This window comes from Caballeronia telluris (assembly GCF_001544495.1).
Lineage (GTDB): Bacteria > Pseudomonadota > Gammaproteobacteria > Burkholderiales > Burkholderiaceae > Caballeronia > Caballeronia telluris.
On record NZ_FCNZ02000036.1, the window covers coordinates 1 to 23,472 of the forward strand.

General features: G+C 66.0%; 19 protein-coding genes. 6 read left to right on the forward strand and 13 right to left on the reverse strand.

Annotated features, from left to right (window positions below; genetic code table 11):
- Positions 1–923: formylglycine-generating enzyme family protein (locus AWB66_RS28385; RefSeq protein WP_143328362.1), on the forward strand; the 923-nt coding region annotated here is incomplete at its 5' end.
- Positions 924–938: 15 nt separating this feature from the next.
- Here the strand turns inward: AWB66_RS28385 and AWB66_RS28390 are convergent.
- Positions 939–3,074: a serine/threonine protein kinase gene (locus AWB66_RS28390; RefSeq protein ID WP_087633393.1), complete on the reverse strand. Its 2,136-nt coding sequence runs from the start codon at positions 3,072–3,074 to the stop codon at positions 939–941.
- 367 nt (positions 3,075–3,441) lie between these two features.
- On the opposite strand from AWB66_RS28390, the gene AWB66_RS28395 reads away from it, so the two are divergent.
- The 3 genes from AWB66_RS28395 to AWB66_RS28405 all read left to right on the forward strand — a co-directional run bounded on the left by AWB66_RS28395 (position 3,442) and on the right by AWB66_RS28405 (position 4,485).
- On the forward strand, positions 3,442–3,711 hold the full coding sequence (locus AWB66_RS28395; RefSeq protein WP_087633394.1) for a hypothetical protein: 270 nt from the start codon (positions 3,442–3,444) through the stop codon (positions 3,709–3,711).
- Between the two features lie 52 nt (positions 3,712–3,763).
- The gene (locus AWB66_RS28400) at positions 3,764–4,030 is read left to right on the forward strand and encodes a hypothetical protein (RefSeq protein ID WP_087633395.1); all 267 of its coding nucleotides are present in this window, start codon (positions 3,764–3,766) and stop codon (positions 4,028–4,030) included.
- A gap of 236 nt (positions 4,031–4,266) precedes the next feature.
- Positions 4,267–4,485, forward strand: coding sequence for a hypothetical protein (locus AWB66_RS28405; protein ID WP_087633396.1), 219 nt, complete (start codon positions 4,267–4,269; stop codon positions 4,483–4,485).
- 113 nt (positions 4,486–4,598) lie between these two features.
- On the opposite strand, the gene AWB66_RS28410 is transcribed toward AWB66_RS28405, so the two are convergent.
- Entirely contained in the window at positions 4,599–8,939 is a 4,341-nt protein-coding gene (locus AWB66_RS28410) for an Lhr family helicase (RefSeq protein ID WP_087633397.1), read from the reverse strand.
- A 212-nt stretch (positions 8,940–9,151) separates the two neighbouring features.
- Here AWB66_RS28410 and AWB66_RS28415 point away from each other — a divergent pair, with 212 nt between their 5' ends.
- Complete coding sequence (locus AWB66_RS28415; RefSeq protein ID WP_087633398.1) at positions 9,152–11,560, forward strand: phosphoketolase family protein; 2,409 nt, start codon at positions 9,152–9,154, stop codon at positions 11,558–11,560.
- A gap of 34 nt (positions 11,561–11,594) precedes the next feature.
- On the opposite strand, the gene AWB66_RS28420 is transcribed toward AWB66_RS28415, so the two are convergent.
- The 11 genes from AWB66_RS28420 to amaB form a co-directional block, all read right to left on the reverse strand.
- Positions 11,595–12,926, reverse strand: a complete 1,332-nt coding sequence (locus tag AWB66_RS28420) for an MFS transporter (RefSeq protein ID WP_087633399.1) — start codon at positions 12,924–12,926, stop codon at positions 11,595–11,597.
- Positions 12,927–12,987: 61 nt separating this feature from the next.
- Positions 12,988–13,929 carry a hydroxymethylglutaryl-CoA lyase gene (locus AWB66_RS28425; protein WP_087633400.1) on the reverse strand — a complete coding sequence of 314 codons (942 nt, stop codon included), beginning with the start codon at positions 13,927–13,929 and terminating at the stop codon, positions 12,988–12,990.
- Entirely contained in the window at positions 13,926–15,119 is a 1,194-nt protein-coding gene (locus AWB66_RS28430) for a CaiB/BaiF CoA transferase family protein (protein WP_087633401.1), read from the reverse strand. Before AWB66_RS28430 ends, AWB66_RS28425 begins: the two co-directional genes overlap by 4 nt.
- A gap of 110 nt (positions 15,120–15,229) precedes the next feature.
- Complete coding sequence (locus AWB66_RS28435) at positions 15,230–16,165, reverse strand: LysR family transcriptional regulator (protein WP_087633402.1); 936 nt, start codon at positions 16,163–16,165, stop codon at positions 15,230–15,232.
- Positions 16,166–16,446: 281 nt separating this feature from the next.
- A complete protein-coding gene (locus AWB66_RS28440; RefSeq protein ID WP_087633403.1) occupies positions 16,447–16,749 on the reverse strand; it encodes a DUF4148 domain-containing protein in 303 nt (100 codons plus the stop codon).
- 110 nt (positions 16,750–16,859) lie between these two features.
- Entirely contained in the window at positions 16,860–17,345 is a 486-nt protein-coding gene (locus tag AWB66_RS28445) for a hypothetical protein (protein ID WP_087633404.1), read from the reverse strand.
- 272 nt (positions 17,346–17,617) lie between these two features.
- On the reverse strand, positions 17,618–18,700 hold the full coding sequence (locus tag AWB66_RS28450; RefSeq protein WP_087633405.1) for an extracellular catalytic domain type 1 short-chain-length polyhydroxyalkanoate depolymerase: 1,083 nt from the start codon (positions 18,698–18,700) through the stop codon (positions 17,618–17,620).
- A 29-nt stretch (positions 18,701–18,729) separates the two neighbouring features.
- Positions 18,730–19,152, reverse strand: coding sequence for a CopG family transcriptional regulator (locus tag AWB66_RS28455; protein WP_087633406.1), 423 nt, complete (start codon positions 19,150–19,152; stop codon positions 18,730–18,732).
- 262 nt (positions 19,153–19,414) lie between these two features.
- Positions 19,415–19,612 (reverse strand): hypothetical protein, encoded by a 198-nt coding sequence (locus AWB66_RS28460; RefSeq protein WP_087633407.1) that lies wholly within the window; start codon positions 19,610–19,612, stop codon positions 19,415–19,417.
- Between the two features lie 251 nt (positions 19,613–19,863).
- Positions 19,864–21,036 (reverse strand): NAD(P)/FAD-dependent oxidoreductase, encoded by a 1,173-nt coding sequence (locus tag AWB66_RS28465; protein ID WP_087633408.1) that lies wholly within the window; start codon positions 21,034–21,036, stop codon positions 19,864–19,866.
- A 17-nt stretch (positions 21,037–21,053) separates the two neighbouring features.
- A complete protein-coding gene (gene amaB, locus AWB66_RS28470; protein ID WP_087633409.1) occupies positions 21,054–22,553 on the reverse strand; it encodes an L-piperidine-6-carboxylate dehydrogenase in 1,500 nt (499 codons plus the stop codon).
- 222 nt (positions 22,554–22,775) lie between these two features.
- Between amaB and AWB66_RS28475 the strand changes: the two genes are divergently transcribed.
- Positions 22,776–23,390: a helix-turn-helix domain-containing protein gene (locus tag AWB66_RS28475; protein WP_087633410.1), complete on the forward strand. Its 615-nt coding sequence runs from the start codon at positions 22,776–22,778 to the stop codon at positions 23,388–23,390.
- The last annotated feature ends 82 nt before the right edge of the window (positions 23,391–23,472 follow it).

A 23,472-nucleotide genomic window follows, 5' to 3' on the forward strand; every position in this document is an offset into this window, starting at 1 on the left:
CCGCTCCCGCTCCCGCTCCCGCTCCCGCTCCCGCTCCCGCTCCCGCTCCCGCTCCCGCTCCCGCTCCCGCTCCCGCTCCCGCTCCCGCTCCCGCTCCCGCTCCCGCTTCCGCTCCCGCGCCTGCTGCGAAGGTCAAGCCGGCGGCGCCGGTCGAAACGTCAAAACCGGCGCTGGCCGCGCCGCCCGTCGCCGCGAAGGTTGCGAGCGGCAGCGAGATCAAGGATTGCCCGAACTGCCCGATACTGATCCCGCTCTCCGCCGGCACGTTCACGATGGGGAGCAACTCCGACGACCCCGCCGAAAAGCCGCCGCATCGCGTGTCGATTGCCCAGCCGTTCGCCATCGGCAAGTACGAAGTCACTGTCGAGCAGTGGAACGCGTGCGCCGACGCGGGTGCCTGCACGCGTATCGCAATCGATGGCAATCCGCCGAATAATTCACCGATGCGCAACGTCAGCTGGGACGACGCGCAGGTCTACGTGAAATGGCTGTCGAAGGTAGGCGGCAAGGCGTATCGCCTGCCGACCGAGGCCGAATGGGAATACGCCGCGCGCGGCGGCACATCGACGGTCTACTGGTGGGGCGACCAGATGAAGAAAGGCAACGCGGACTGCAAGGACTGCGGCGATCCGTGGACGACCGAGAGCCCCGCCGCCGTCGGCTCGTTCGCGGGCAATCCCTACGGCCTCTTCGACATGAACGGCAGCGTCTGGGAATGGGTCGCGGACTGCTGGCACAGCTCGTACAAGTCGGCGCCCGCCGACGGCCGCGTCTGGGACGACGCCGCGTGCTCGGTGCGCGTGATACGCGGCGGATCGTGGCGCGAGGGCGCCGCGTACATGCAGTCCGCGACGCGCTTCAAGTACAGCGCGAGCGTGCGGCAGTCGCAAAACGGCTTTCGCGTCGCGCGGGACATGAAGTAACCGCGCGATGCGCGGCTAGTGCTTGCGCGCCTGCGTGCTGATCTGCACGATGTCGACCGCCACGTGGTCGCGGCCGTACTTTCCCGCGAGTTGCGCGAGCCGCGCATCGACGGCGCGCAGGTAATCCGCTTTGGGCTCGCTGTCGGGGCGCAGCGAATCGAAGAGCGGCGCGGGCGTGATGAAGAGCACGATCAGTTCCGAACCGAACGGCTTGCCGACCACCCAGTCGCCCATCGTGCCGATGGTCGCCGTGTAGTGCGGCGGCGCCTGGTTGTCCTTCGCGCGCTCGTTCGGCACGAGATGAACCACGGTGCCGTCGAGCTGGAAATAATCGACGTTGACATACGAATCGAAGCCCGGCGTCATGACGTCGACGATCAGCGGCTGGCCTTCGGTCAGCCGCGCGCCCGGCGCACGCGAGCGCAGCGAAGCGGGACGGCCCGTCTGATGGTTCGCCGTCCAGTACGGTCCGACGACCTTGAGGACGTCGCACTTGTCCTCGGCGACTGGCTGCACGCCGAGGTTGACCGTCTTCACGCCCGGCAGCGTGCTTAAGCCCTGCCTGAGCCGCCCGATGCCGTAACGTTCCGACACGTAGCCCTGCACGTCGACGGTCTGATCGTGGACCGTCGCGACGAGCGCCGAGCACGGCACCGCGGCCAGCGCCGGCGTGATCGCATCGAGCGTCAGTGCAGTCGCGGGCGCAGTCGCGGGAGCGGAAGCGGCGGCGGGCGCCGAAGGCATCACGGCCACGGCAGGCGCCGAAGGCGCCGCCGCCGGCGCCACGACACTACCCGCGACATCGGTTTCCTGCGCGCCTTTCGCGCCTTCCTGCTCGCTCCTCGACTGATCGTAGAAGTAGTAACCACCGCCCGCGACCACGGCGGCAACCAGCGCCGCCGCGCCGAACATCAGCTTCGGCTTGCCCTTCGATCCCGTCGCGGCCGCTGGCCGCTGCTCTTCGGCAAGCTCGTCGGAAAATTGCGCGACGGTCGGCGTGCGCGCTTCGCGGTCGAACGACAGCGCCGCCCGGATCGCCTTCCACTGCTTGTAGCCGAGATCGTCGGGACGGGCGGGCTTCATGCCCGCGCTGCGCGCCTGCGTCGCGGGCACGCGGTCGAACGGATGCTTGCCCGTCAGCAATTCGTAGGTGATGCAGCCGAGCGCGTACACGTCGTCGCGCGGATCGGGCTCGCGGTGCTCCAGCATCTCCGGGCTCGCATAGGCGGGCGTAAGCGCGCCGAGACTGCCCGGATCGAAGATGGTCGCCTCGGTTTCCTCTTCGGGCCGCTGGAACACGCGCGCGATGCCGAAGTCGATCACCTTCACTTCGGCCGTATCGGTGAGAAAGACGTTGGCCGGCTTGAAGTCGCAATGCACGAAGCCGCGCTCGTGCGCGTAGGCGAGCGCGTTCGCCATGCCCTTGAAGATAGGGAAAACTTCGGCGAACGGCATGCCCTTGAAATTCGGGTTCCGAAGCAAGCGCGAGAGCGGCTGGCCCGACAGATACTCCATCGTCAGATAGACGACCGAGCCGTCGCGATCGAAGTCGTACACGGTGACGATATTGCGATGCGCGAGCGTCTGCGCCTTACGCGCCTCGCGCTGCAACGCGATCAGCGATTTCGGGTTGCCGCGGAACTGCAGGTTCAGCACCTTGATCGCGACGTAGGGCCGGCGGTCGGACGCTTCCAGCTTGCGCAGATCGAGCGCCTTGTACACGGTGCCCATGCCGCCGATGCCGAGACACTCTTCGAGCACGAAGCGGCCGTTCAGCGTATCGCCGACGCCTTTCACCTGATCCAGTTCCGCCACCACCTGCCCGTTGCCGAACGACGTCTGCCCCGACGAATCGCGCGGCGTAAAGCCCGCCGGCGTGGTCTGCACGCGGGTTTCGTCTGCGTTGTCGGGGGAGGCGGGATGGAGGTTGCGCTGAGGCGCGGCGAGCGATGCTTCGTCGATGCGACGCTTCACGGCCGCGTAGACGTCGGGCGGCAGCGGCCTGGCGGCGTGCGCTTCATCGAGGATCGCGATGAGCCTTGAATGCGGTTCGCGGGTGTCCGCCAGGGCGCTGTCGATCTCTGCCAAAAACGCGTCGCGCGACGGGCCGTCGCTGTGGAATGTACGAATCGCTTCTGGAAAGCTTGTCATCTGTGCGACTCGACGCGGCTCCAAATCGACCGACAATTCACTTGTCGTAACAAACTACATGTGCACGTTCGATACTAGCCTTCACCCGCGCCTTTCGCAAATCTGGTTTTCGATCATCGGAGGCTCGCATGCGGGTGTCTCACGCGATCCAACACGTGAGCGGCCGCTGTTGGGTCCCATCCGCCGGGCACGTTGCCGCGCGCCGCTCGCCGCTCCTCGTGACACCGAAAATATCCCTTTACTTTCAACTACTTGAAAGTATTCTCGGGCGCCGCGCTCCGCTTGGCACAGGCCATGCATTGATCCCACCCGAGCAGACAGAATGCTCGACCAACCCGAAAGCCTTTCCCTCTCCAGGAGCATCCAAATGAAATCGCTGACGATCAAAGACCTCGCCAAGACCGAAGACCTCGACAGCCGCGCCATGTCGGCCGTGCGTGGCGGCAACTCCGCCTTCTTCATCCCGGGCTACGACTTCACGAAGCTCGACGTGACCGTGAATACGCAGCAGCTGATCGGCCAGACGCAGAACGTGTCCAGCGCGAACGGCAACAACGCCGCCTTCGTCACCGACATCGATTCGAACGTCAAGCCGATCCAGAAGGCGAGCAACACGAACACGATCAACGTGTTCTGAGCGCGGCACGAACCTCGCCCACCACCCCAGCACGCACGCCAGGAGAACCAACATGTCGTCCATCATGATCCAGGACCTTCGCCACAGCCAGGAACTCGACCGCCACGCAATGTCGTCCGTTCACGGCGGCTCGCTCGCGCAAGGCGGCTTCGGCCCGTTCGCGAACGTCAACGTCAACGTGAACCAGAACATCCAGCAATATCAGAACGTGCAGGTCTCTGCACTGAACAACAGCGTGATCGGGCCGAACTTCGTCGCGCCGCGCTTCGACGTCAACCCGGAACAGATCGGCGCGGCGAACGCCACCGTGCTGTTCTGAGAACGCCGTCGCGCCGCCGGTTTTCCGGCGGCCCGGCCGCTCGCGACCTGCAAAGGCCGCGAGCGGCCTTTCGCCTTTGCGTCGTTCGATTGAGTTGTGGCCGGACGTGGGGTCGCGCCGGTCACAATCGCGAACGGATTGCCTATACTGGGTGCGTGCAGTGTTCCGGCATCCGTGCGCTTCGTAGCGTGACCGTCGTCACGCCGGTTTCGACTCCGAACCTTCAGGAAAATGTCATGGCCGTCATCGTCATCAAGGATCTAGCGGACAGTGTGCTTCTCGATCGCGAAGCAATGACCGCAATCGTCGGCGGTTCGCGGACCGGCGCGCATCAGGGTTTTCGCGCGCGCCCCGCCGTGAACGCAAACCGCCTTTCCAACTATCCGGGCGTCGCGGTGCAGAGCGTGCCTGCCCCGCAACCCGGGCCGTTTCGCAAGAAGCTGGTTTCGAAGTAAGTAGTCGGCAGCACAGATGAAGCGGTCCGCGATGCATCGCGGACCGCTTTTTTTGGCGTCTTGCGCATAGGTTTTGGCTTCTGGCGCCTTGCGCACAGGCCTCATCGCAGCGCTCAGTGCGGCAAGGCCGCGCCCGTGGGCATGCCTGAAAGGCCGGTCAATCCGCCGATCGAGCGTGCGCTGCGTTTCACGAGTTTCGAGCGCACCGTTTCGCGTTCCTCAGCGTCGAGTTCGACGAGATAGCGCGTCTTGCCCGCGACCACCGCGCCGACCGGCACGCCGTCGCGAAACAGCACGCGGTTGCCCGGCAGCGCGGGCACTTTCTCGCCGGGCAATAGCGTGCCGACGAGATTGAGCGGATCGACGGCGCTCACCGCGACGAAACTGCCATCGGGCGAGCGCTTGCGCATGTCGCGCAGCAGCGGCACGGCTTCGGCGAGCGCGAACTGCTCGCCCGCGATGCCCGCGACGAAGCGTCCGCCGCGAATCTCGCCACGCGCCTCCAGCCGATGAAACACGCGCAGCAGATCGCGCCACGGGGGGAGCCAGTCGGCCTCGCGTTCGAGCAGCCGCCAGAACACGACGCCGTAGCGGCGCAGCAGCACCATCGCCGCATGTTCGACGGCGTCGGGCGCGCCTTCCGCTTCGGCGCGGCGCAAAAGCGCCCAGCGCCCCGCGTCGTCCATCCCGCCGATGAACATGCCGCCCCGCCGCGGCCGCCGGCTGAACGCATTGCGCTTCGCCGCCGGCGCGAGCAGCGCGCGCAGGCCCGCAAAGCTGTCGGCGTTCACGAGCCCGAGCGCGACCAGTTCGCCGAGCGCCGTCTCCAGTTCCGTGCGAAGGAGGCGCGTGTCGGCGAGCAGTTCGTCGAAGAACATCGCGCCATGCGCCTTCAATGCGTCGTGGACGAGTTGCGCGCGCGAACTCATCTCCGGCGCCTCGCCCGGACGCATCAGCGCGCTCCAGGCGGCGAGATGGCGACGCGGCAAGAGGACGATCGGCGTGCCGCGCACCGGCCCGCCCGCCGCGCGCGCGCGTCCGCCCGGCCGGCTCCAGACGACCTTGCCCGAGCGCGAGATTTCGTCGAGCCAGTAGCCCGAATAATCCGCGATGCGCGCGGGCAGCATCTCCTCTTCCCACGCGACGGCGGGCGCTTCGAAACCTTCCAGTTGTTCGACGACCGCGAGCAGTGCGTCGCGTCCTTCGCCGCGCGAATCGGCGGAAAGATGCTGCCATTCGAACAGGAAGCGCATGAAATCCTGCCGCTCGACCGGCTCGATCTCGCGACGCAGCCGTCGCACCGTGTAGCGATGAATCCGCGCGAGCAGATGCCGCTCGCACCATTCCTCGTCGACGGCGCCGGGCGTGAAGCGGCCGCGCAGCACGTAGCCCTCGGCTTCGAGCTTCGTCAGCGCGAGCGCCACCGCCGACGCCGGCAAAGCCAGCGCCCGCGCGATTTCCGGCACGGTCAGCGGACCGAATCGCGACAGCCGCGCGCGCACGATCTCGACGAGCGCGTCGTCTTCGGTCCACGGATCGGTGTAGCCGGCGGGCGCGTGCAATGCCGGATGCATCGGCGCCTGCGGATAGACGGCGCGCACGCACGTGAGCCGCTCGACCGGCACCCAGAGCGCGTCGTGCTCCGCGACGCGCAAGCGCGTGGCGCGGCCGGACTGCGCGAGCGCGTCGAGCCACACGGGCCAGCCGTCGTTTCGCCCGGCCTCGGCCTCGGTCACGCACGCGAGGCTCATCAGCGCTTCGTGCATCTCGTCCGCGCCGCGCGCGACGGGCCACGCTTCCGCGCGCACGCCTTCGATCGCTTCCGCGTCGAGCGCGCCGAGATCGTCGGCCGATTCGGGGTCGCTCCAGCGGCGCGCCAGCACGGCCTGCGTGCGGCGCTCTTCGAGCGGGGCGTCGTCGAGGAAGGCGTACGGACGCGCCGACAAAATTTCCGCCGCCAGCGGCGAAGGCGCGGGCAGATCGCGCGTCACGAGCCGCAGTTCGCCGCCCTCGATGCGCCGCAGGATCGCGAGCCATTGCTCGCTGTCCATCGCGTCGTGCAGACAGTCGTCGAGCGTCTGTTCGACGAGCGGATGCTCGGGCACCTCGCGCTCGCCGACGACGTTCTCCGCGCACGCGACCTGATCCGGAAAGATCGCCGCGAGCAGGTCCTCGCTCTTCATCCGCTGCAACTGCGGCGCGACCTTGCGTCCGCCCGCGTAGCGCGGCAGCGCGAGCGCGTTGGTCGCGTTCCAGCGCCAGCGCACGCCGAAGAGCGGCGCGTCGAGCAGCGCCTGGATCAGCACGTGCTCGGCCGTGTTCGAGCGCAGATAGCGCCACACTTCGTCGAGCGCGAAGCTGTGGCTGCGCGTGAGCGACAGCACGATCGCGTCCTCGGTCGCGGCGGCCTGGAGTTCGAAGTTGAAGGTGCGGCAAAAGCGCTTCCTCAGCGCGAGACCCCACGCGCGGTTCACGCGGCTGCCGAACGGCGCGTGGATCACGAGTTGCGTGCCGCCGGATTCGTCGAAGAAGCGCTCCATCACGAGCGTGTCCTGGGTCGGCAAAACGGTGAGCGCGGCACGCGCGCGCGCCAAGTATTCGACGATCTGCCGCGCCGCCTCGCGGTCGATGCCCGCCTCCGCCGCCAGCGCATCGACCGTGGCATCGAGCGTGCTTTTTGCGCCGAGCCACGCGTCGATCTGGCCGCGCATGCGCGCGATCGCGTGCGACAGCTCGTCGCTTCGGCCCGGCGCCTCGCCGAGCCAGAACGGGATGTTCGGCGGCTGGCCGTTCGCGTTCTCGACCCGCACGCGCCCGCCCTCGATCCGCAAGATCCGGTACGACGTGTTGCCCAGCTGGAAGATGTCGCCCGCAAGGCTTTCGACGGCGAAATCCTCGTTGACCGTGCCGATCTGCAAGCCCTGCGGCTCCAGCAGCACGGCGAAATCGGCGTTATCGGGAATAGCGCCGCCGGACGTCACCGCCGTCAGCTTGCCGCCGCGCCGGCCGCGCAGCGTGCCGCTCACCGCATCGCGATGCACATACGCGCCGCGCGGGCCGTGACGGCTCGTGAAACCCTCCGAGAGCGAACGCACGACCGCGTCGAACTTTTCGCGCGCGAGCGTCGCGTAGGGATACGCGCGCGTGAAGCACGCGAAGAGCGCGTCCTCGCGCCACTCGCGGCACGACACCTCCGCGGTGATCTGCTGCGCGAGCACGTCGAGCGGCGCGCGTGGCACCGACAGCGCATCGAGTTCGCCGCGCCGCACGCAATCGAGGAGCGCCGCGCATTCGATCAGGTCGTCGCGCGACGTCGGGAAAAGCCGCCCTTTCGGCATGCCGCCGACCTGATGCCCCGAACGCCCGACGCGCTGCAAGAACCCGCCGATCGACCCCGGCGAGCCGAGCTGGCAAACCAGTTCGACATCGCCGATATCGATGCCCAGTTCCAGCGAAGCGGTGGCGATCAGCACGCGCAGTTCGCCGCGCTTCAGCCGCTGCTCCGCGTCCAGCCGATGCTCGCGCGCGAGACTGCCGTGATGCGCCGCGACCGCTTCCTTGCCGAGCCGGTCGGTCAGATGGCGTGCGGCGCGCTCGGCCATGCGGCGCGTGTTCACGAACACGAGCGTCGTGCGATGCTGCGCGACGAGTTCGGCGAGCCGGTCGTAGACGCGCTCCCACATGTCGTTCGACATGATGGCTTCGAGCGGCATCGGCGGAAGCTCCAGCGCGAGATCGCGCGCGCGGACGTGCCCGACATCGACGATCTCGCACGGCTCGCCCTCGCCCACGAGAAACTTCGCAACCAGTTCGATCGGCTTCTGTGTCGCGGACAAACCGATGCGCACCGGCTTCTGCGCGCAAAGCGCGTCGAGGCGCGCGAGACTCAGTGCGAGGTGCGCGCCGCGCTTGGTGCCCGCCACCGCGTGAATTTCGTCGACGATCACGCTGCGCGTCGTGGACAGCATCGCGCGGCCCGAGTCCGAACCGAGCAGCACGTAGAGCGACTCGGGCATCGTGACAAGGATATGCGGCGGGCGCTTGCGGACGGCGGCGCGTTCCCGCTGCGTGGTGTCGCCGGTGCGCACCGCCGCGCGGATCTCGACGGGCGGCAGGCCGAGCCGCGCGAGTTCGTCCGAGATGCCCGCGAGCGGCTCCTGCAAGTTCACGCGGATGTCGTTCGACAGCGCCTTCAGCGGCGAAATGTAGACGATGCGCGTCTCGTCGGGCAGCGCCGCGCCGTGCGCGAGGCCGTCGCGCACGAGTTCGTCGATGGCGGCGAGAAACGCCGTGAGCGTCTTGCCGGAGCCGGTCGGCGCGGCGACGAGCGTCGAGCGGCGCGCGCGGATGAGCGGCCATGCGCGCGCCTGCGCCGCGGTGGCGGCCGGGAACTGGCGCTCGAACCAGGCGGCGACGGCGGGATGAAAATCAGCGACAGGGGATGGGTCGGTCATACGCTATTTTAGGAGGCGATCGAACATCGCGTGCGGCGCTGTGTCGCGCGCGCCGGCTGTCACGAAACCGACGTCTTGCTCGACGATGCTGGACGTTCGCGTCTGATCGCGACCGCGCGGGCGTTTCCGGTTGCTGCAAAGATAAGGCCGATGGCGCCATAATCAACCGCGCATCCGTTGCGCGCCTGACGCAACCACGACTGGAGAAGCTCTTGGACGACGCAGCACAAGGCCAAACGCCCGGCCCGGCAGCCCCGAATCTCCCGCTTTCCGCCGACGAACTCCGCAAGCTCGACGCCTACTGGCGCGCATGCAATTACCTGTCCGTCGGCATGATCTATCTGCGGGACAATCCGCTCCTGCGCGAGCCGCTCAAGCCCGCGCACATCAAGCGGCGTCTGCTCGGACACTGGGGATCGGACCCGGGACAATCGTTCACGTGGGTCCACCTGAACCGGCTCATCGTGCAGCAGGACCTGAACGTGATGTTCGTCTCGGGGCCGGGCCACGGCGCGCCCGCGACGCTGTCGAATGCGTATCTGGAAGGCTATTACTCGGAGGTCTATCCCGACCGCAGCGATGACGAAGCCGGCATGCTGAAGCTGTTTCGCGCGTTCTCTTCGCCGGGCGGAATCGGTTCGCATTGCACGCCGGAGACGCCCGGTTCGATCCATGAAGGCGGCGAACTCGGCTACAGCCTGTCGCACGCCTACGGCGCCGCGTTCGACAATCCCGATCTGATCGTCGCCACGATGGTCGGCGACGGCGAATCGGAGACGGGCCCGCTCGCCACGTCGTGGCATTCGAACAAGTTTCTGAACCCGGTGCAGGACGGCGCCGTGCTGCCGATCCTGCATCTGAACGGCTACAAGATCGCCAATCCGACGATCCTCGCGCGAATTCCGCATGAGGAACTCGAAGCGTTGTTCATCGGCTACGGCTACAAGCCGTATTTCGTCGAGGGCGGCGATCTGCCCGGCATGCATCAGCGCATGGCCGCGACGCTCGAACAGTGCATCGGCGAGATTCGCGCGATCCAGCAGCACGCACGCGCGAACCACGACACCACGCGTCCGCGCTGGCCGATGATCGTGCTGCGCTCGCCGAAAGGCTGGACGGGGCCGAAGGAAGTCGACGGCCACAAGGTCGAGGACTTCTGGCGCTCGCATCAGGTGCCCGTGCTCGATCCGGCGACGAACCGCAAGAGCCTGCGCGTGCTCGAAGACTGGATGCGCAGCTACGAGCCCGAAGCGCTGTTCGACGAAGAAGGCCGGCTGATCGAAGAACTTCGCGAGATCGCGCCCAAGGGCGAACGCCGCATCAGCGCGAATCCGCATGCGAATGGCGGACGTCTGCGGCACGCGCTTCATCTGCCCGACATGCGCGACTACGCGTTCGACGTGACAAGCCCGGCGAGCGTCTATGCGTCGCCGACCGCGGTGCTCGCCAAGTTCCTGCGCGACGTGATCCGCAATAACATGTCGAACTTCCGGCTCTTCGGTCCCGATGAAACCGCGAGCAACAAGCTTGACGGCGTGTACGAAGCGTCGGGCAAGCGCTGGATCGCGGAGACGAAACCCGAAGACAGCGACGGCGGCGCGCTCGACCCCACCGGCCGCGTGATGGAGATGCTCTCCGAACACACGCTCGAAGGCTGGTTCGAAGGCTACGTGCTGACGGGCCGTCACGGCCTCCTCGCGACTTACGAAGCGTTCGTGCACGTGATCGATTCGATGTTCAATCAGCACGCCAAGTGGCTGGAGAAAGCGAAAAAGGAAATCGACTGGCGCGCGCCGATTCCGTCGATCAACCTGCTGATCACGTCGCTCGTGTGGCGGCAGGATCACAACGGCTTCACGCATCAAGACCCGGGTTTTCTCGATGTCGTCACGAACAAGAGCCCGGAAGTCGTGCGCATCTATCTGCCGCCCGATGCGAACTGCCTGCTTTCCGTCGCCGATCATTGCCTGCGCACGCGCGACTATGTGAACGTGATCGTCGCGGACAAGCAGCCGCATCTCCAGTATCTGAACATGCAGGACGCCATCGTGCATTGCTCGAAGGGCATCGGCATCTGGGACTGGGCCTCCACCGACGCGTGTCACGAACCGGATGTCGTGATGGCCTCGGCGGGCGACATCGCTACGATGGAGTCGCTTGCCGCCGTCGAGATCCTGAAGCAGCAGTTTCCCGAACTGAAGATCCGCTTCGTGAACGTGGTCGACCTGTTCCGCCTGATGCCGGACACCGAACATCCGCATGGTCTTTCAGCGCGCGATTTCGATTCGCTCTTTACGCGCGACAAGCCGGTCATCTTCAACTTTCACTCGTATCCGACGCTCGTGCACAAGCTCACGTACAACCGCACGAATCACGAGAACATACACGTGCATGGCTATCGCGAGAAAGGCAACATCAACACGCCGTTCGAGCTTGCGATCATCAATGGCGTGGACCGCTATACGCTCGCGATCGACGTGATCGACCGCGTGCCGCTCTTGCGCGATACCGGCGCGCATGCGAAGAACTGGCTACAGGATCAGGTGATCGAAAGCATTCGCCATGCGCATGCGGAAGGCATCGATCGCGATGAGATTCGCGAGTGGACGTGGAAGGGATAAACGACGAAGCCCCGCCTGGTCGCGGGGCCTTCGTTCATTCCGCGTGATCCTTCTGCCTGAGCGATTGCGGCAGGCCGAACATCAGAATCAGCGCGCACACGACGCTCATGCAGCCGATCGCATACAGCGCGGGCGTCGTGCTGCCCGTGAGATCGCGGATGCGTCCGACCATCACCGGGCTCACGATGCCGCCCAGTTGCCCGAGCGTGTTGATGAGCGCGATGCCGCCGGCCGCGCCCGCACCGCTGAGGAGCTTCGGCGGCAGCGCCCAGAACGCCGGGATCGCAGCGACCACACCCGCGCCCATCACGCCGAGCGCGACGATCAGCAAGGTCGTCTGCTTGTCGAAGACGCCTGCCGCGAAGAAGCCCGCCGCGGCCATCAGCAACAGCACGCAGACGAACTTGCGACGCTCGCCGGAGCTGTCCGACATACGGCCCACCACGACCATGCAGATCGCACCGCACACATAGGGCACGGCGGTGAGGAGGCCGATGATCGTCGGATTGTCGGTGCCTGCCGCGCGAATCAGATGCGGCGCCCAGAAGTTCAGGCCATACGACGCGATCTGGATCAGGAAGTAGATCAGTCCGAGCGTGAGGAAGCCGGGCGTCTTGATCGCGCCGAGGAGCGAATGGCCGCCGGGCGCCGGCTTGCTTTGCGACGAAATCTGGCTCTTCAGATAGGTCTTCTCCGCTGCCGTGAGCCACCCGGCGTCATCGACGCGATCCTTCAGCACCTTCAGCACGAGGAGGCCGAGCAGCACGCAAGGCAGGCCGCCGAGCAGGAAGAGCCAATGCCAGCCGGGCATGCCGAGCACGCCGTTCATGTGCCCGAGCACGAGCCCCGACAGCGGCGCGCCGACGAGCCCCGAGAACGCGGAAGCAAGAAATAGCAGCGACGTGATGCGTCCGCGATAGCTTGCCGGGAACCACAACGTGAGGTAGTACAGCACGCCCGGCGCAAAACCCGCTTCCATCGCGCCGATGATGAAGCGCAACCCGTAGAACTGCCATTCGTTCGAGACGAAGACCATCGCCGTGGTCGCGAGGCCCCACGAGATCATGATCCGTGCAATCCATTTGCGCGCGCCGACCTTGTAGAGCATCAGGTTGCTCGGCACCTCGAAAAGCACATAGCCGATCACGAAGAGACTCGCGCCGAGGCCGTAGGCGGTGTCGGAGAAACCGAGATCGCTTTGCAGCTGGAACTTCGCGAAGCTGATGTTGATGCGGTCGAAGAAGGCGAACAGATAGCACAGCATGATGAGCGGCATCAGCCGCCACGCCACCTTGCGAATGATGTCCGCCGTGTTTTCCTTCGCTAGCGGACGATTCGTTGCCGCTACTGCGCCCAGATCGCTCATGATTGTCTCCACGCCGGACTGGCGTTGCGCCGTCCGGTCGAATAGGTTGGTGAGGGTAAATTCAGATCGACTTGACGTACTCGGGTACCGGATGCACGTCGCAATTGCGCCCTGCCTTCGCGAGCTGCCCCGGCACGTCGTGGCCGACGAGCGCCGGCAGCGTGCGCGACAGCGCGATCAGCTTTTGCAAGTCGATGCCCGTCGGGATGCCCATCTCGTCGCACAGGTTCACGAGGTCTTCCGTGCAGATGTTGCCCGACGCGCCCGGCGCGAACGGACAGCCGCCGAGACCGCCGAGCGCGGCGTCGAAGCGGCGCGCGCCGGCATCGTAGGCCGCGAGCACGTTGGCGAGACCGAGACCGCGCGTGTTGTGAAAGTGCAGCGTGAGCGCGTCGGCGGGAAGGCGGCCGAGCACGCGTTCGACGAGCCGCGCGACCTGACGCGGATTCGCCATGCCGGTCGTATCGGCGAGTGTGATGCCGGCGATCCCCATCTCGCGATACGCATCGACGATCGAGACCACGCGGTCTTCGTCGATGCGTCCTTCGAACGGACAGCCGAACGCCGTCGCGACCGTCGCGTTGAGGCTCGCGCGGCTGCCCTTCACGAGCCGCACGATATCGCCGAAGCCCGCGAGCGATGCCTCGCACGACATGCGCATGTTCGCGCGGTTGTGCATCTGGCTCGCGGACATCACGAGATTGAGTTCGTCGGCGTGAGCGGCGAGCGCGCGCTCGGCGCCCTTCGCGTTCGGGATCAGCGCGACATAGATCACGCCCGGGCGGCGGCCGATGCCGCGAAATACGTCGTCGCCGTCGCGCAGGGCGGGAATCGCTTTCGGCGAAACGAACGAGCCCGCTTCGATGCGCGTGAAGCCGCAGGTCGAGAGCGCGTCGATCAGTGCGATTTTGTCAGCAGTGTCGACCCATTGCGGCTCGATCTGCAAGCCGTCGCGCGGCGCCACTTCCTGGACGATCAAGCGTTGCGTGTAGTCGCGGTTCATTGCACGGCTCCTTGTGCGCGCAGGCGCGCTACTTCGCTGGCATCGAAGCCGAGCGAAGCCAGTACGCCGGCCGTATGTTCACCGAGCGCGGGCCCTTGCCAGTGAACTTCGCCCGGCGTGTCGGAAAGCTTCGGCACGATGCCCGGCATCTTCACCGAGGCGCCGCCCGGCAGGTCCGCGTCGAGCAACATGCCGCGCGCCTGGTAATGCGGATCGGCGACGATGTCGGCCACCGAATAGATGCGCCCCGACGGCACTTCCGCGTGTTCGAGCGTCGCGAGCACATCGTCGACCGAATGATGCGAGGTCCATTCGGTGATCGCTTCGTCGAGCATCGTGCTTTGCAGCGCGCGGCCGTCGTTGTGCGCGAGCGCGGGATCGTCGGCGAGATCGGGGCGGCCGATCACGTGCATCAGGCGCTTGTAGATCGGATCGCTGTTGCCCGCGATCACGACGAAGCCGCCGTCTTCCGTGCGATACGTGTTCGACGGCGCGATGCCCGGCAGCGCGCCGCCGCTTCGCTCGCGCACGTGACCGAGCAGGTCGTATTCGGGCACGAGGCTTTCCATCAGGTTGAAGACGCTTTCGACGAGGGAGACGTCCACCACCTGACCGTCGCCCTTGCCCGTCTTCACGCGCAGCACCGACATCAGCGCGCCGATCACGCCATGCAGCGACGCGAGCGAATCGCCGAGACTCACGCCGACGCGCGCCGGCAGGCCGTCTTCGTCGCCGGTCGTGTAGCGGATGCCGCCCATCGCCTCGCCGATCGCACCGAAGCCCGGCCGGTCGCGATACGGACCCGACTGGCCGTAGCCGGAGATGCGCACCATCGTGAGCTTCGGGTTGATCGCGTGCAGCACGTCCCAGCCGATGCCGAGCTTTTCCAGCGCGCCGGGTCGCATGTTTTCGACGAGCACGTCGGCGTCTTTCACCAGCCGCTTGACGACCTCGACACCCTCCGGCGACTTCAGGTTCACGCAGACGGACTTCTTGTTGCGCGACTGGAGATACCACCAGAGCGACGTGCCTTCATGCAGCTTTCGCCATTTGCGAAGGGGATCGCCGCCGTTGGGGGTCTCGATCTTGATCACCTCTGCGCCGAATTCCGCGAGCATGCGCGCCGCGAAAGGCGCGGCAATCAGGGTGCCGATCTCGATGACCCGAATGCCGTCAAGGGGTCCGCTCATGGTGCCTGTCTCCGTGTGGGTTTCGTATGGGAGCAGGTTAGGAGCGGCGGCTTCTTGTGTCCAACCGCATTTCGGCAAGGACCGTTCGCGGATCGCGAACGCTCCGGTTTTTACGCTGTGGGGTTGTGCTGCTCGCGGGCTTCGATCGTGCGCAGATGATCGAACAGCATCCGGCTCACGGGCGACAGCGCGTCAGGATCGCGCACGGCGATGATGAGGCTGCGTTCGGCCCACGTTTCATCGAGCGTCACCGCGACGAGCCCGAGTTGCCGCCCCATCGCGCGATAGACGTCGAACGGCAGCACGCCGACGCCCATCCCGGCCTGCACCATGCGGCAGACCGCATCGAAGCCCGGCACGTGGATGCGCAGCCTGAGCGGCTTGCCCGCCTGACGCGCGGCGAGATGCGTGCGCATGTTGATCGAACTGGCCGAATGCAGGCCGACGTGATCGCTGTCGAGCGTTTCTTCGAAGCGAACGCGTTCGCGCTTCGCGAGCGGATGGTCCGCGCGCATCACGATCGCGAGGCGGTCGTGGCGATAGTGGGCCGTGTGAAGGCCGCGCGTGTCGGCATCGCCGGAACAGATGCCGAGGTCGGCGAGACTGTCGGCGATCGCTTCGATCACGCCGCCACTCGGGCGCTCTTCCAGGTCGATCTTGATCTGCTCGTGAAGCGCGATGAACGCCCGCAGGTCCTCCGGCAGGAATTCGACGATCGCGGACAGGTTCGCCATCATCCGCACGTAGCCGCGCACGCCGCTCGCGTGCTCGGCGAGTTCGATGCCGATGTTCTCGATGTCGCGCAGCACCCGGCGCGCGTGGTGCAGCAGCGTTTCGCCCGCAGGCGTGAGGTCCATGCCGCGCGCACGTCGCTCGAACAGCACCGCGCCGACGGCCTGCTCAAGTTCCAGCAGCCGCTTGCTCGCGGCCGACACCGCGATCGCTTCGCGCTCGGCTGCGCGCGTCAGCGTGCCTTCCTCGAAGATCGCGAGGAAGAGCTGCAGGGTCGTGAGATCGAGGCGGCGGAGGAGGTTTTTGAGCGGCATGCGGGAGGGTTGGCGAGGGGGTGCGGGTATTGTGGACCGGAATCGGCCGAACGCGGGCGCGGTCTGACAGAGCCGCACAGCATGGCGTTTGTATACGTTTTCGCGTTTGTATACGTTACGTGAACACGGTGCAAGATTTGAACAAGGCCGATAAGCGACGCAGCGGCACGTCTTCCGTCGCGCGCAGGCCGCGCAATTTTCCCCACTCTCCCGCCCGCAAAAAAAGACCCGCACGAAAGCGGGTCCATCGCATGCCGATACGTCGACGCGTCCTCGATGCATCAAGGTGCGGAAGCCGCCTTTCCCTTCGCCGCCTTCTCGGCATCGACCTTGCGCTGCGCTTCCTGAATGTTCTGCGGATAATTCTGCTGGTCGCCGCCGGGGTGATAGCCGTTCTTCTCCAGATCCTTCAACTCGGCATTCTTCTTGGCGCGCGCGGCCTTGCTCTGCGCCTTCTTGACTTCCTTTGGCGTGGACGCGACCGCGTCCGGCGCCGCGGTTTGCGCCATCGAGACCGGCGCCCATGCGAGCCCGATGCCGATCGATGCCACGATAGCTGCTGAAACAGCGCGAATGTGGAACATGACGAATTCTCCAGGGAGGACCGCGTTATTGTCGATTCGCCGATCCCGCGTCACACGGCGGCCGGTATGTGAAGATAACCCGCTTTGGGCTTCGACGCTCTCCGGCGTATTCAGCGCTTCGTGCGCAAGTCGAGCGCGAGGAACACGAATGTCGCCAGCTTGCCGAGACATTCGACGGCCGAGAGCGTCGCGAGCCAGCGCGAATGCGCATACTCGACGGGAATCTCCGGCGCCATCGCCAGCACGCTCATCAGGCACACGAAGAGCAACACGTACTTCGCGAAGAGCCGGCGCTTGAGCGCCAGTCCGACGATCAAGAAGAGCAACGTCTTCGATGCGAGCACGGCCGCGATTTCCTCCGCGCTGCTCATCGGGCCGCCGCTTGTGTAGGCGGTGCCGTCCGCGTCCGCGCTGCCGGAGAGGTCGATTTCCCACGGCACTTCCACGAGCGACCAGGCGACCACGAAACACGCCGACGCGCTCACGCACCGCCCGATGCGCCGTGCATCGCCGGCGACGTCGGGCCGATCGCGCCTGCGCCAGAACGGCGCGAGGCCGCTGACGGGCGGATCGTCGTCGGGGGTGAGATGAGTCATCGGAGTGCGCTCGTCACGTCACGGGTCACGAAGGCGCTTCGCTCGTCGCGATACTCGATGCTCGATGATGCGGTGCTGCCCATATGCGATCCCCAGGGTTGTTCAGTTCAGCCTAGGCGATCAAAAAAGCGAACTCCATCGGGCAATCCGCGATGCGATCGAGGCCAGCCTCTATTGAGCCTCGATTGCCCGGCGCCACGGCCAGGCAATCAACGACATTGGGGAAACCACGCGTCGCAACGGCGCAATGGACAGACGCTGGACGATGCCGACTACGCTTTAGTACTGCGCGGATGTGCAAGAAAGAAGCGCATCATTTCGGCGCTCGCATCGGGACCGGTGGGATCGGTATAGGTGCCGCGCGAGCTGCCGCCCGCCCATGCGTGCGTCGCGCCGTGAATCGTCCATGACTCGGCCTCGACGCCGCGCGCGGACTTGAGATGCCTCACGGTGCACGCGTGACCGCCGCCCGCCGCATGCGACTCGCGACGTTGCACCGATGCTTCCACGTCGAAGCCGCGCACGATTTCCGTTGCATTGGCGAGATGCACGGTCTTGTCGGCGTCGCCGTGAAAGACGATCAGCGGCCGTTCGGGCGTCTGCGCCGGCGCGCGATGCAGCTTCGCTGCCTTGCGCTTGCCACCGCGCATCGCCGCGAGCGCCGAAGGCAGGTCGTGCGCCGCGCCGTGCGCAAGGCCCGAGTGAATGCCCGCTGCTGCGTACAGGTCGGGATACGCGCGAATCATGATCGCCGCCATTGCGCCGCCCGCCGACAACCCGGCGACATACACGCGCTCGGGATCGACGCGGTGACTCGTCATCACGTCGCGCGTGATGTCGGCGATCAGCGACGGCTCGCCTTTGTCGCGCGCCTGATCGCCCGGCTTGAACCAGTTCCAGCATTTCGACGCGTTCGCGTGCTGCGGCTGCACCGGATACGCGACGATGCAGGTGTGCCGCTCGGCGAGCGCGTTCATCTGCGTGCCGGAGGCGAAGTCGTCGGCGTCCTGCGTGCAGCCGTGCAGCATCACGACGAGCGGCAGCGGCTCGTCGCGATACCCCGACGGCACATACAGCCGATAGTTGCGCAGGCCAGCGGCGTTCGCGCAGGAATGCGTCGTGAAGTGACCGCGATCCTCGACATCGACGTCCGGGCGTTTGAACGTCCGGGCCTTGGGCGCGAGCGCAGATGCCGGCGCGGTTGCGGGTGTTTCATATTCATGCGCGCGGGCGTCGGCCGTTTCTTCGCCGCGCAACGCGCGCTGGATCGCTTCGGTTGCCTCGGCGGGGTTGCCATTGCGCAGCAACGCCATGACCTTGTGCATCGAGTTCATCAAACCTTCGTTGAGTTTCATCTTTGTTCCAGTTGTCGTGTGAGGGGCCGCTAGCCGATCCGGTCGGCAAGCGCGGCCTTGACCGCGGGCGAAGCGTGAAACGCTCCGAGCACGACGATCGATTCGATCGTGGCAAGTGCCAGTTCCGCGGATACGTCGGTGGCGATGCTGGCAAGACCCAGCACCTGAATCTGCAGCCGCTGGTTGGCGGCCAGCGCGGCTTCGAGATCGCGTTTCGAGAAATGCTGCATGCCGAGCACGAGTTCGCGGCGCGTCACGGTTTCGCTGACGACGTTCGCGTGGATCGCAAGCTGATTGCGGATCGCCGTGCGGATCAGGTCCGTCCTGTTCGAATAAAAGCCTTCTTCGACGAGCAGGTCGATCTTCCCGAGGTCGACAGGACCGAGGTTGATCGTAATTTTTTCGCTCTCGCCGCCTTTCGGACGCGGTGCTTCAAGTGCCGGTTTCGTCATCTCACCATCCAAATAACATCCAATGGGATGGTTATAGGCTGGTTTTTATGACGAGTCAACGCGGAAATTCAGGGACGCAACGCGGCGAGCAGCGGATCAGTCGGGAAGAATCGGAGTTGGCCGGACGGCCGGAGGCGGGGTCGAGGCACGCCGCGCGGTGCCCGGCTGGCCGTAGAAGGCCGCCGAATGCACGCTGCGGGCGGTCCGCTGAAAAGCGGGATGAGGCGGGCGAAACCTTGCGATGAAACCTTAGGCGAAACGCCTAGTTATAGCCGCGCACGACGCGGCTTGGCTCGCCATCCTCCGCGCGCTCGCCGGCAAAGCGTCCGCAGACTTCGGCGACATACTCCGGCTCTGCGCAGACTTGGCTCGAATGATGGGAAACGGGTGCTTGTTCGTCGCCGACGGTATCGGCGGCGTCCAGCCACGTCGCGAAACTCGCATGCGTGTTGGTGTCCATGAGTCGCTCCTTGTGGAAGTCGATGGAAGGTTGGCCTTCACTGAAAGAGTGCGCGCTTGAACCGCGAAGCGCCCTAGTGGATTTTCTCGATGGACGGCGGCCGAACGCGCTGGCGCCCCTGCCTGCCGCCTTCGAAAAGCGCCGGATGTTGCCAGAACAACACAGCGCCGCACACTTTAGTGAAGCCAAAAAAGTGCCCGGGCTGACCCGGGCAAATACCAACCAAAAAGGATGCCTTACGTTGCAGCGCATCAGACCACGTTCTTTTCGACGATCGGTCGGTTCGCGAGCACGCGCTCCCAGCCGAGCGTCGAGAGGTCGAGCGTCGTATAGCGGCCGTGCAGGATCAATTCGCTGACGCCGCGTCCGGTAGCGGGTCCCTGTTGCAGTCCGTGGCCGCTGAAACCGTTCGCGAAGATGCAGTTGTCGATGTCCGGATGACGCCCGATGATCGCGTTCTGATCGAGCACGTTGTACTCGTAATAGCCGGACCAGCAGTTCTCGACGCGCAGCGCCTCGAACGCCGGCACGCGATGCGCGAGCGCCGGCCAGATGACGTCGTCGAAAAGCGCATGGTCGACTTCGTCGAGCGGCAGGTCGTCGGGATCGTTATCCGCCGATGGCGACGTGCCGCAGATATACGTCCGCCCTTCCGGGCGAAAGTACACGCCACCCGGATCGATCAGGAGCGGACACGGCCCGAGCCTCGCCGGCGACGACACATTGAAGATGCTGCGCCGCCGCGCCCGTACGGGCAACTCGATGCCGATCATCCTCGCGATGCGGCTCGACCACGCGCCCGCCGCATTCACGACGGCGTCGCACGCATGACGCTCGCCGTTCGACGTGAGCACATGCGTGACCGTGCGACCGTCGCGCGCCATGCCCGTCACCTCGGACGCCACGTAGCGCGCGCCGAGCGCCTGCGCCTTCTTGCGCAGCGCCTGCACGAGACCGTAGCCGTCGAACCAGCCCTCGCCGCTTTCGCCGAAGGCGCCCGCCGCGAGATCGTCGGTGTTCAGCCACGGAAAGCGCGCCTGCAACTGCGGCTGGTCGAGCAGGCTGATGTCCGCGCCGAGGCTTCGCTGGAGCGCGTGGTTCGCGCGCAAGGTGGCTTCACCCGCAGACGTCGCGAGAAAGAGATAGCCGCCTTCGTGCAGATCGATCGACGGCTTCGCGCCGTTCACCTCCAGCCGCTGGCCGATCGAGCGCAGGAACTCGATGCCGTAGAGCGACATCTGCACCGAGAGCGGTGTCGAGAACTGCTGCCGGATCGACGCAGCCGAAAGCGCCGACGACGAACGCGCGTAAGTCGGATCGCGTTCGATCACCGTGACCGGGACGTCCGGGGCGCTGGCCCGCAAAAAGTACGCCACCGAACTGCCGATCACCCCGCCGCCGACAATCACCACTGTCGAAACCATGGCCCGGTCCGGTTGGTTCAGCCGATCGAAAAATCGATGCCCTGTGCAAGCGGCAGCGCCGACGAGTAATTGACCGTGTTGGTCGCGCGGCGCATGTAGCCCTTCCACGCGTCCGAACCGGACTCGCGGCCGCCGCCGGTTTCCTTCTCGCCGCCGAACGCGCCGCCGATCTCCGCGCCGCTCGGGCCGATGTTCACGTTCGCGATGCCGCAGTCGCTGCCCGCCGCCGACAGGAAGCGCTCGGCTTCGCGCAGGTCGGTCGTGAACGCGCACGACGACAATCCGTGCGACGCCGCGTTGTTCGCCGCGATGGCTTCGTCGAAGCCACTGTAGCGCAGCACGTAGAGAATCGGCGCGAAGGTTTCGGTCAGCACGACCTGCGTTTGCGCGGGCATCTCGACGAGCGCCGGCCGCACGTAGTAGCCCGCTTCGCAACCCTTCACCTCGATGCGCTCGCCGCCGAATACCGTGCCGCCCTCCGCTTTCGCCTGTTCGAGCGCCTGCTGCATGCGCGCGAACGACGGCGCGTCGATGAGCGGCCCCATCAGCACGCCCTTCTCCAGCGGGTTTCCGATCGGAACCTTCACGTACAGCTCCTTGAGGCGCGCGACTGTGTCGTCGTAAATGCTTTCGTGCACGAACAGGCGCCTTAGCGACGTGCAGCGCTGCCCCGCCGTGCCGACCGCCGAAAAGAGGATGCCGCGCAGCGCGAGTTCGCGGTCCGCGCTCTTCGAGACGATGCCCGCATTGTTGCCGCCGAGTTCGAGGATCGAGCGTCCGAAACGGCGCGCGACTTCCACGCCGACCGCGCGGCCCATCGCCGTGCTGCCCGTCGCGCTGACGATGTCCGAACGCGGATCGGCGACGAGTTGCGCGCCCACTTCGCGTCCGCCAATGACGAGCGCCGTCAGTCCTTCGGGCGCCGAGCCGAATTCGGTGATGGCGTCCTGCATGATGCGATCGACCGCGAGCGCGGTGAGCGGCGTCTTCTCCGACGGCTTCCACACCACCGCATTGCCGCAGACGAGCGCGAGCGCGGCATTCCAAGACCACACCGCCACCGGAAAATTGAACGCGGAGATCACGGTGCAGACGCCGAGCGGATGCCACGTTTCCGCCATCCGGTGACCGGGACGCTCGGAGGCGATCGTAAGGCCGTAAAGCTGGCGCGACAGGCCGACCGCGAAGTCGCAGATGTCGATCATTTCCTGCACTTCGCCGAGCCCTTCCTGCAGGATCTTGCCCGCTTCGAGCGAGACCAGCCGGCCGAGCGCTTCCTTCTTCTCGCGCAGACGGTTGCCGAGCAGCCGCACGAGTTCGCCGCGGCGCGGCGCCGGCACGTCGCGCCATTGCGCGTATGCGGCGCGCGCACGGCCGAGCGTGGCATCGACGTCCGCCTGGGTGTGCGTCTTCACGCGTCCGATGAGCGCGCCGGTGATCGGCGAGGTGACGTCCATGTCGCCGCCGTCGGCGAGCTTCGCAATGCCGAGTTCGGCGAGAATCGAATTAGCGTCCACAATGACTCCTTGTATTTCCGATACGAAACTAAAGCACGTCGGCCCACTATACACGACCCCGCCCGGCGACCGCAACGCAACGGGCGCACTAGGTGAAAACCATGAAACGGTAGCCCGCTTCCCTATCGTTATAGCCCGATCGTGCAGGCCAGGCGCCCGACTATTTCCTGTACCGCGTCCGATGTTACTATCGGAAACTCAAGGAAAGAAAACATTCGACCCATGGCAACCAGAAACACCGACGCGAGCACCGAACAGTCGACTTCCGATCTCGGACGCAGGGTCAAGGCCGCCCGCCTCGCGAGCGACCTCACGCTCGACACCGCGAGCAGGCTGTGCGGGGTATCGCGTTCGGCGTTGTCGAAGATAGAGAACGGGCTGATGTCGCCCACCTTCGACGTGCTGCAGAAAATCGTGCGCGGTCTGGAGATCGATCTCGGCGCGCTGTTCGGCTCGGCGTCGGCGCCCAATGCGAGCGGGCGGCGCTCGCTCACGCGCCGGGATCAGGGGCAGCGTCACGCGTATCGCGGCTATCAGATGGAACTGCTCGCCACCGACCTCGCGCACAAGGCGATGCTGCCGTTTCGCATCCGCATCACGGCGCACACGCTCGACGCCTTCGACGACTGGGGCCGTCACGAAGGCGAGGAGTTTCTGTATGTGATCAGCGGCAGCGTGTGCCTCTATTCGGAGCTGTACACGCCGACGCATCTGAACGCCGGCGACAGCCTCTATTTCGACAGCCGCACCGGGCATGCGGCCGTATCGACGAGCGAGGAAGACGCGGAAGTGTTGTGGATGGCGACCGGCGGCGTCGTGCCGCAGGCGGGTACTTAGCTCGCACGGACGCGTTGCGCTCGAAGTACGGCGAAGTCAGCGTGGCCGCGCCCATGCCGGATTGAAATTTGTCCCATCTTAG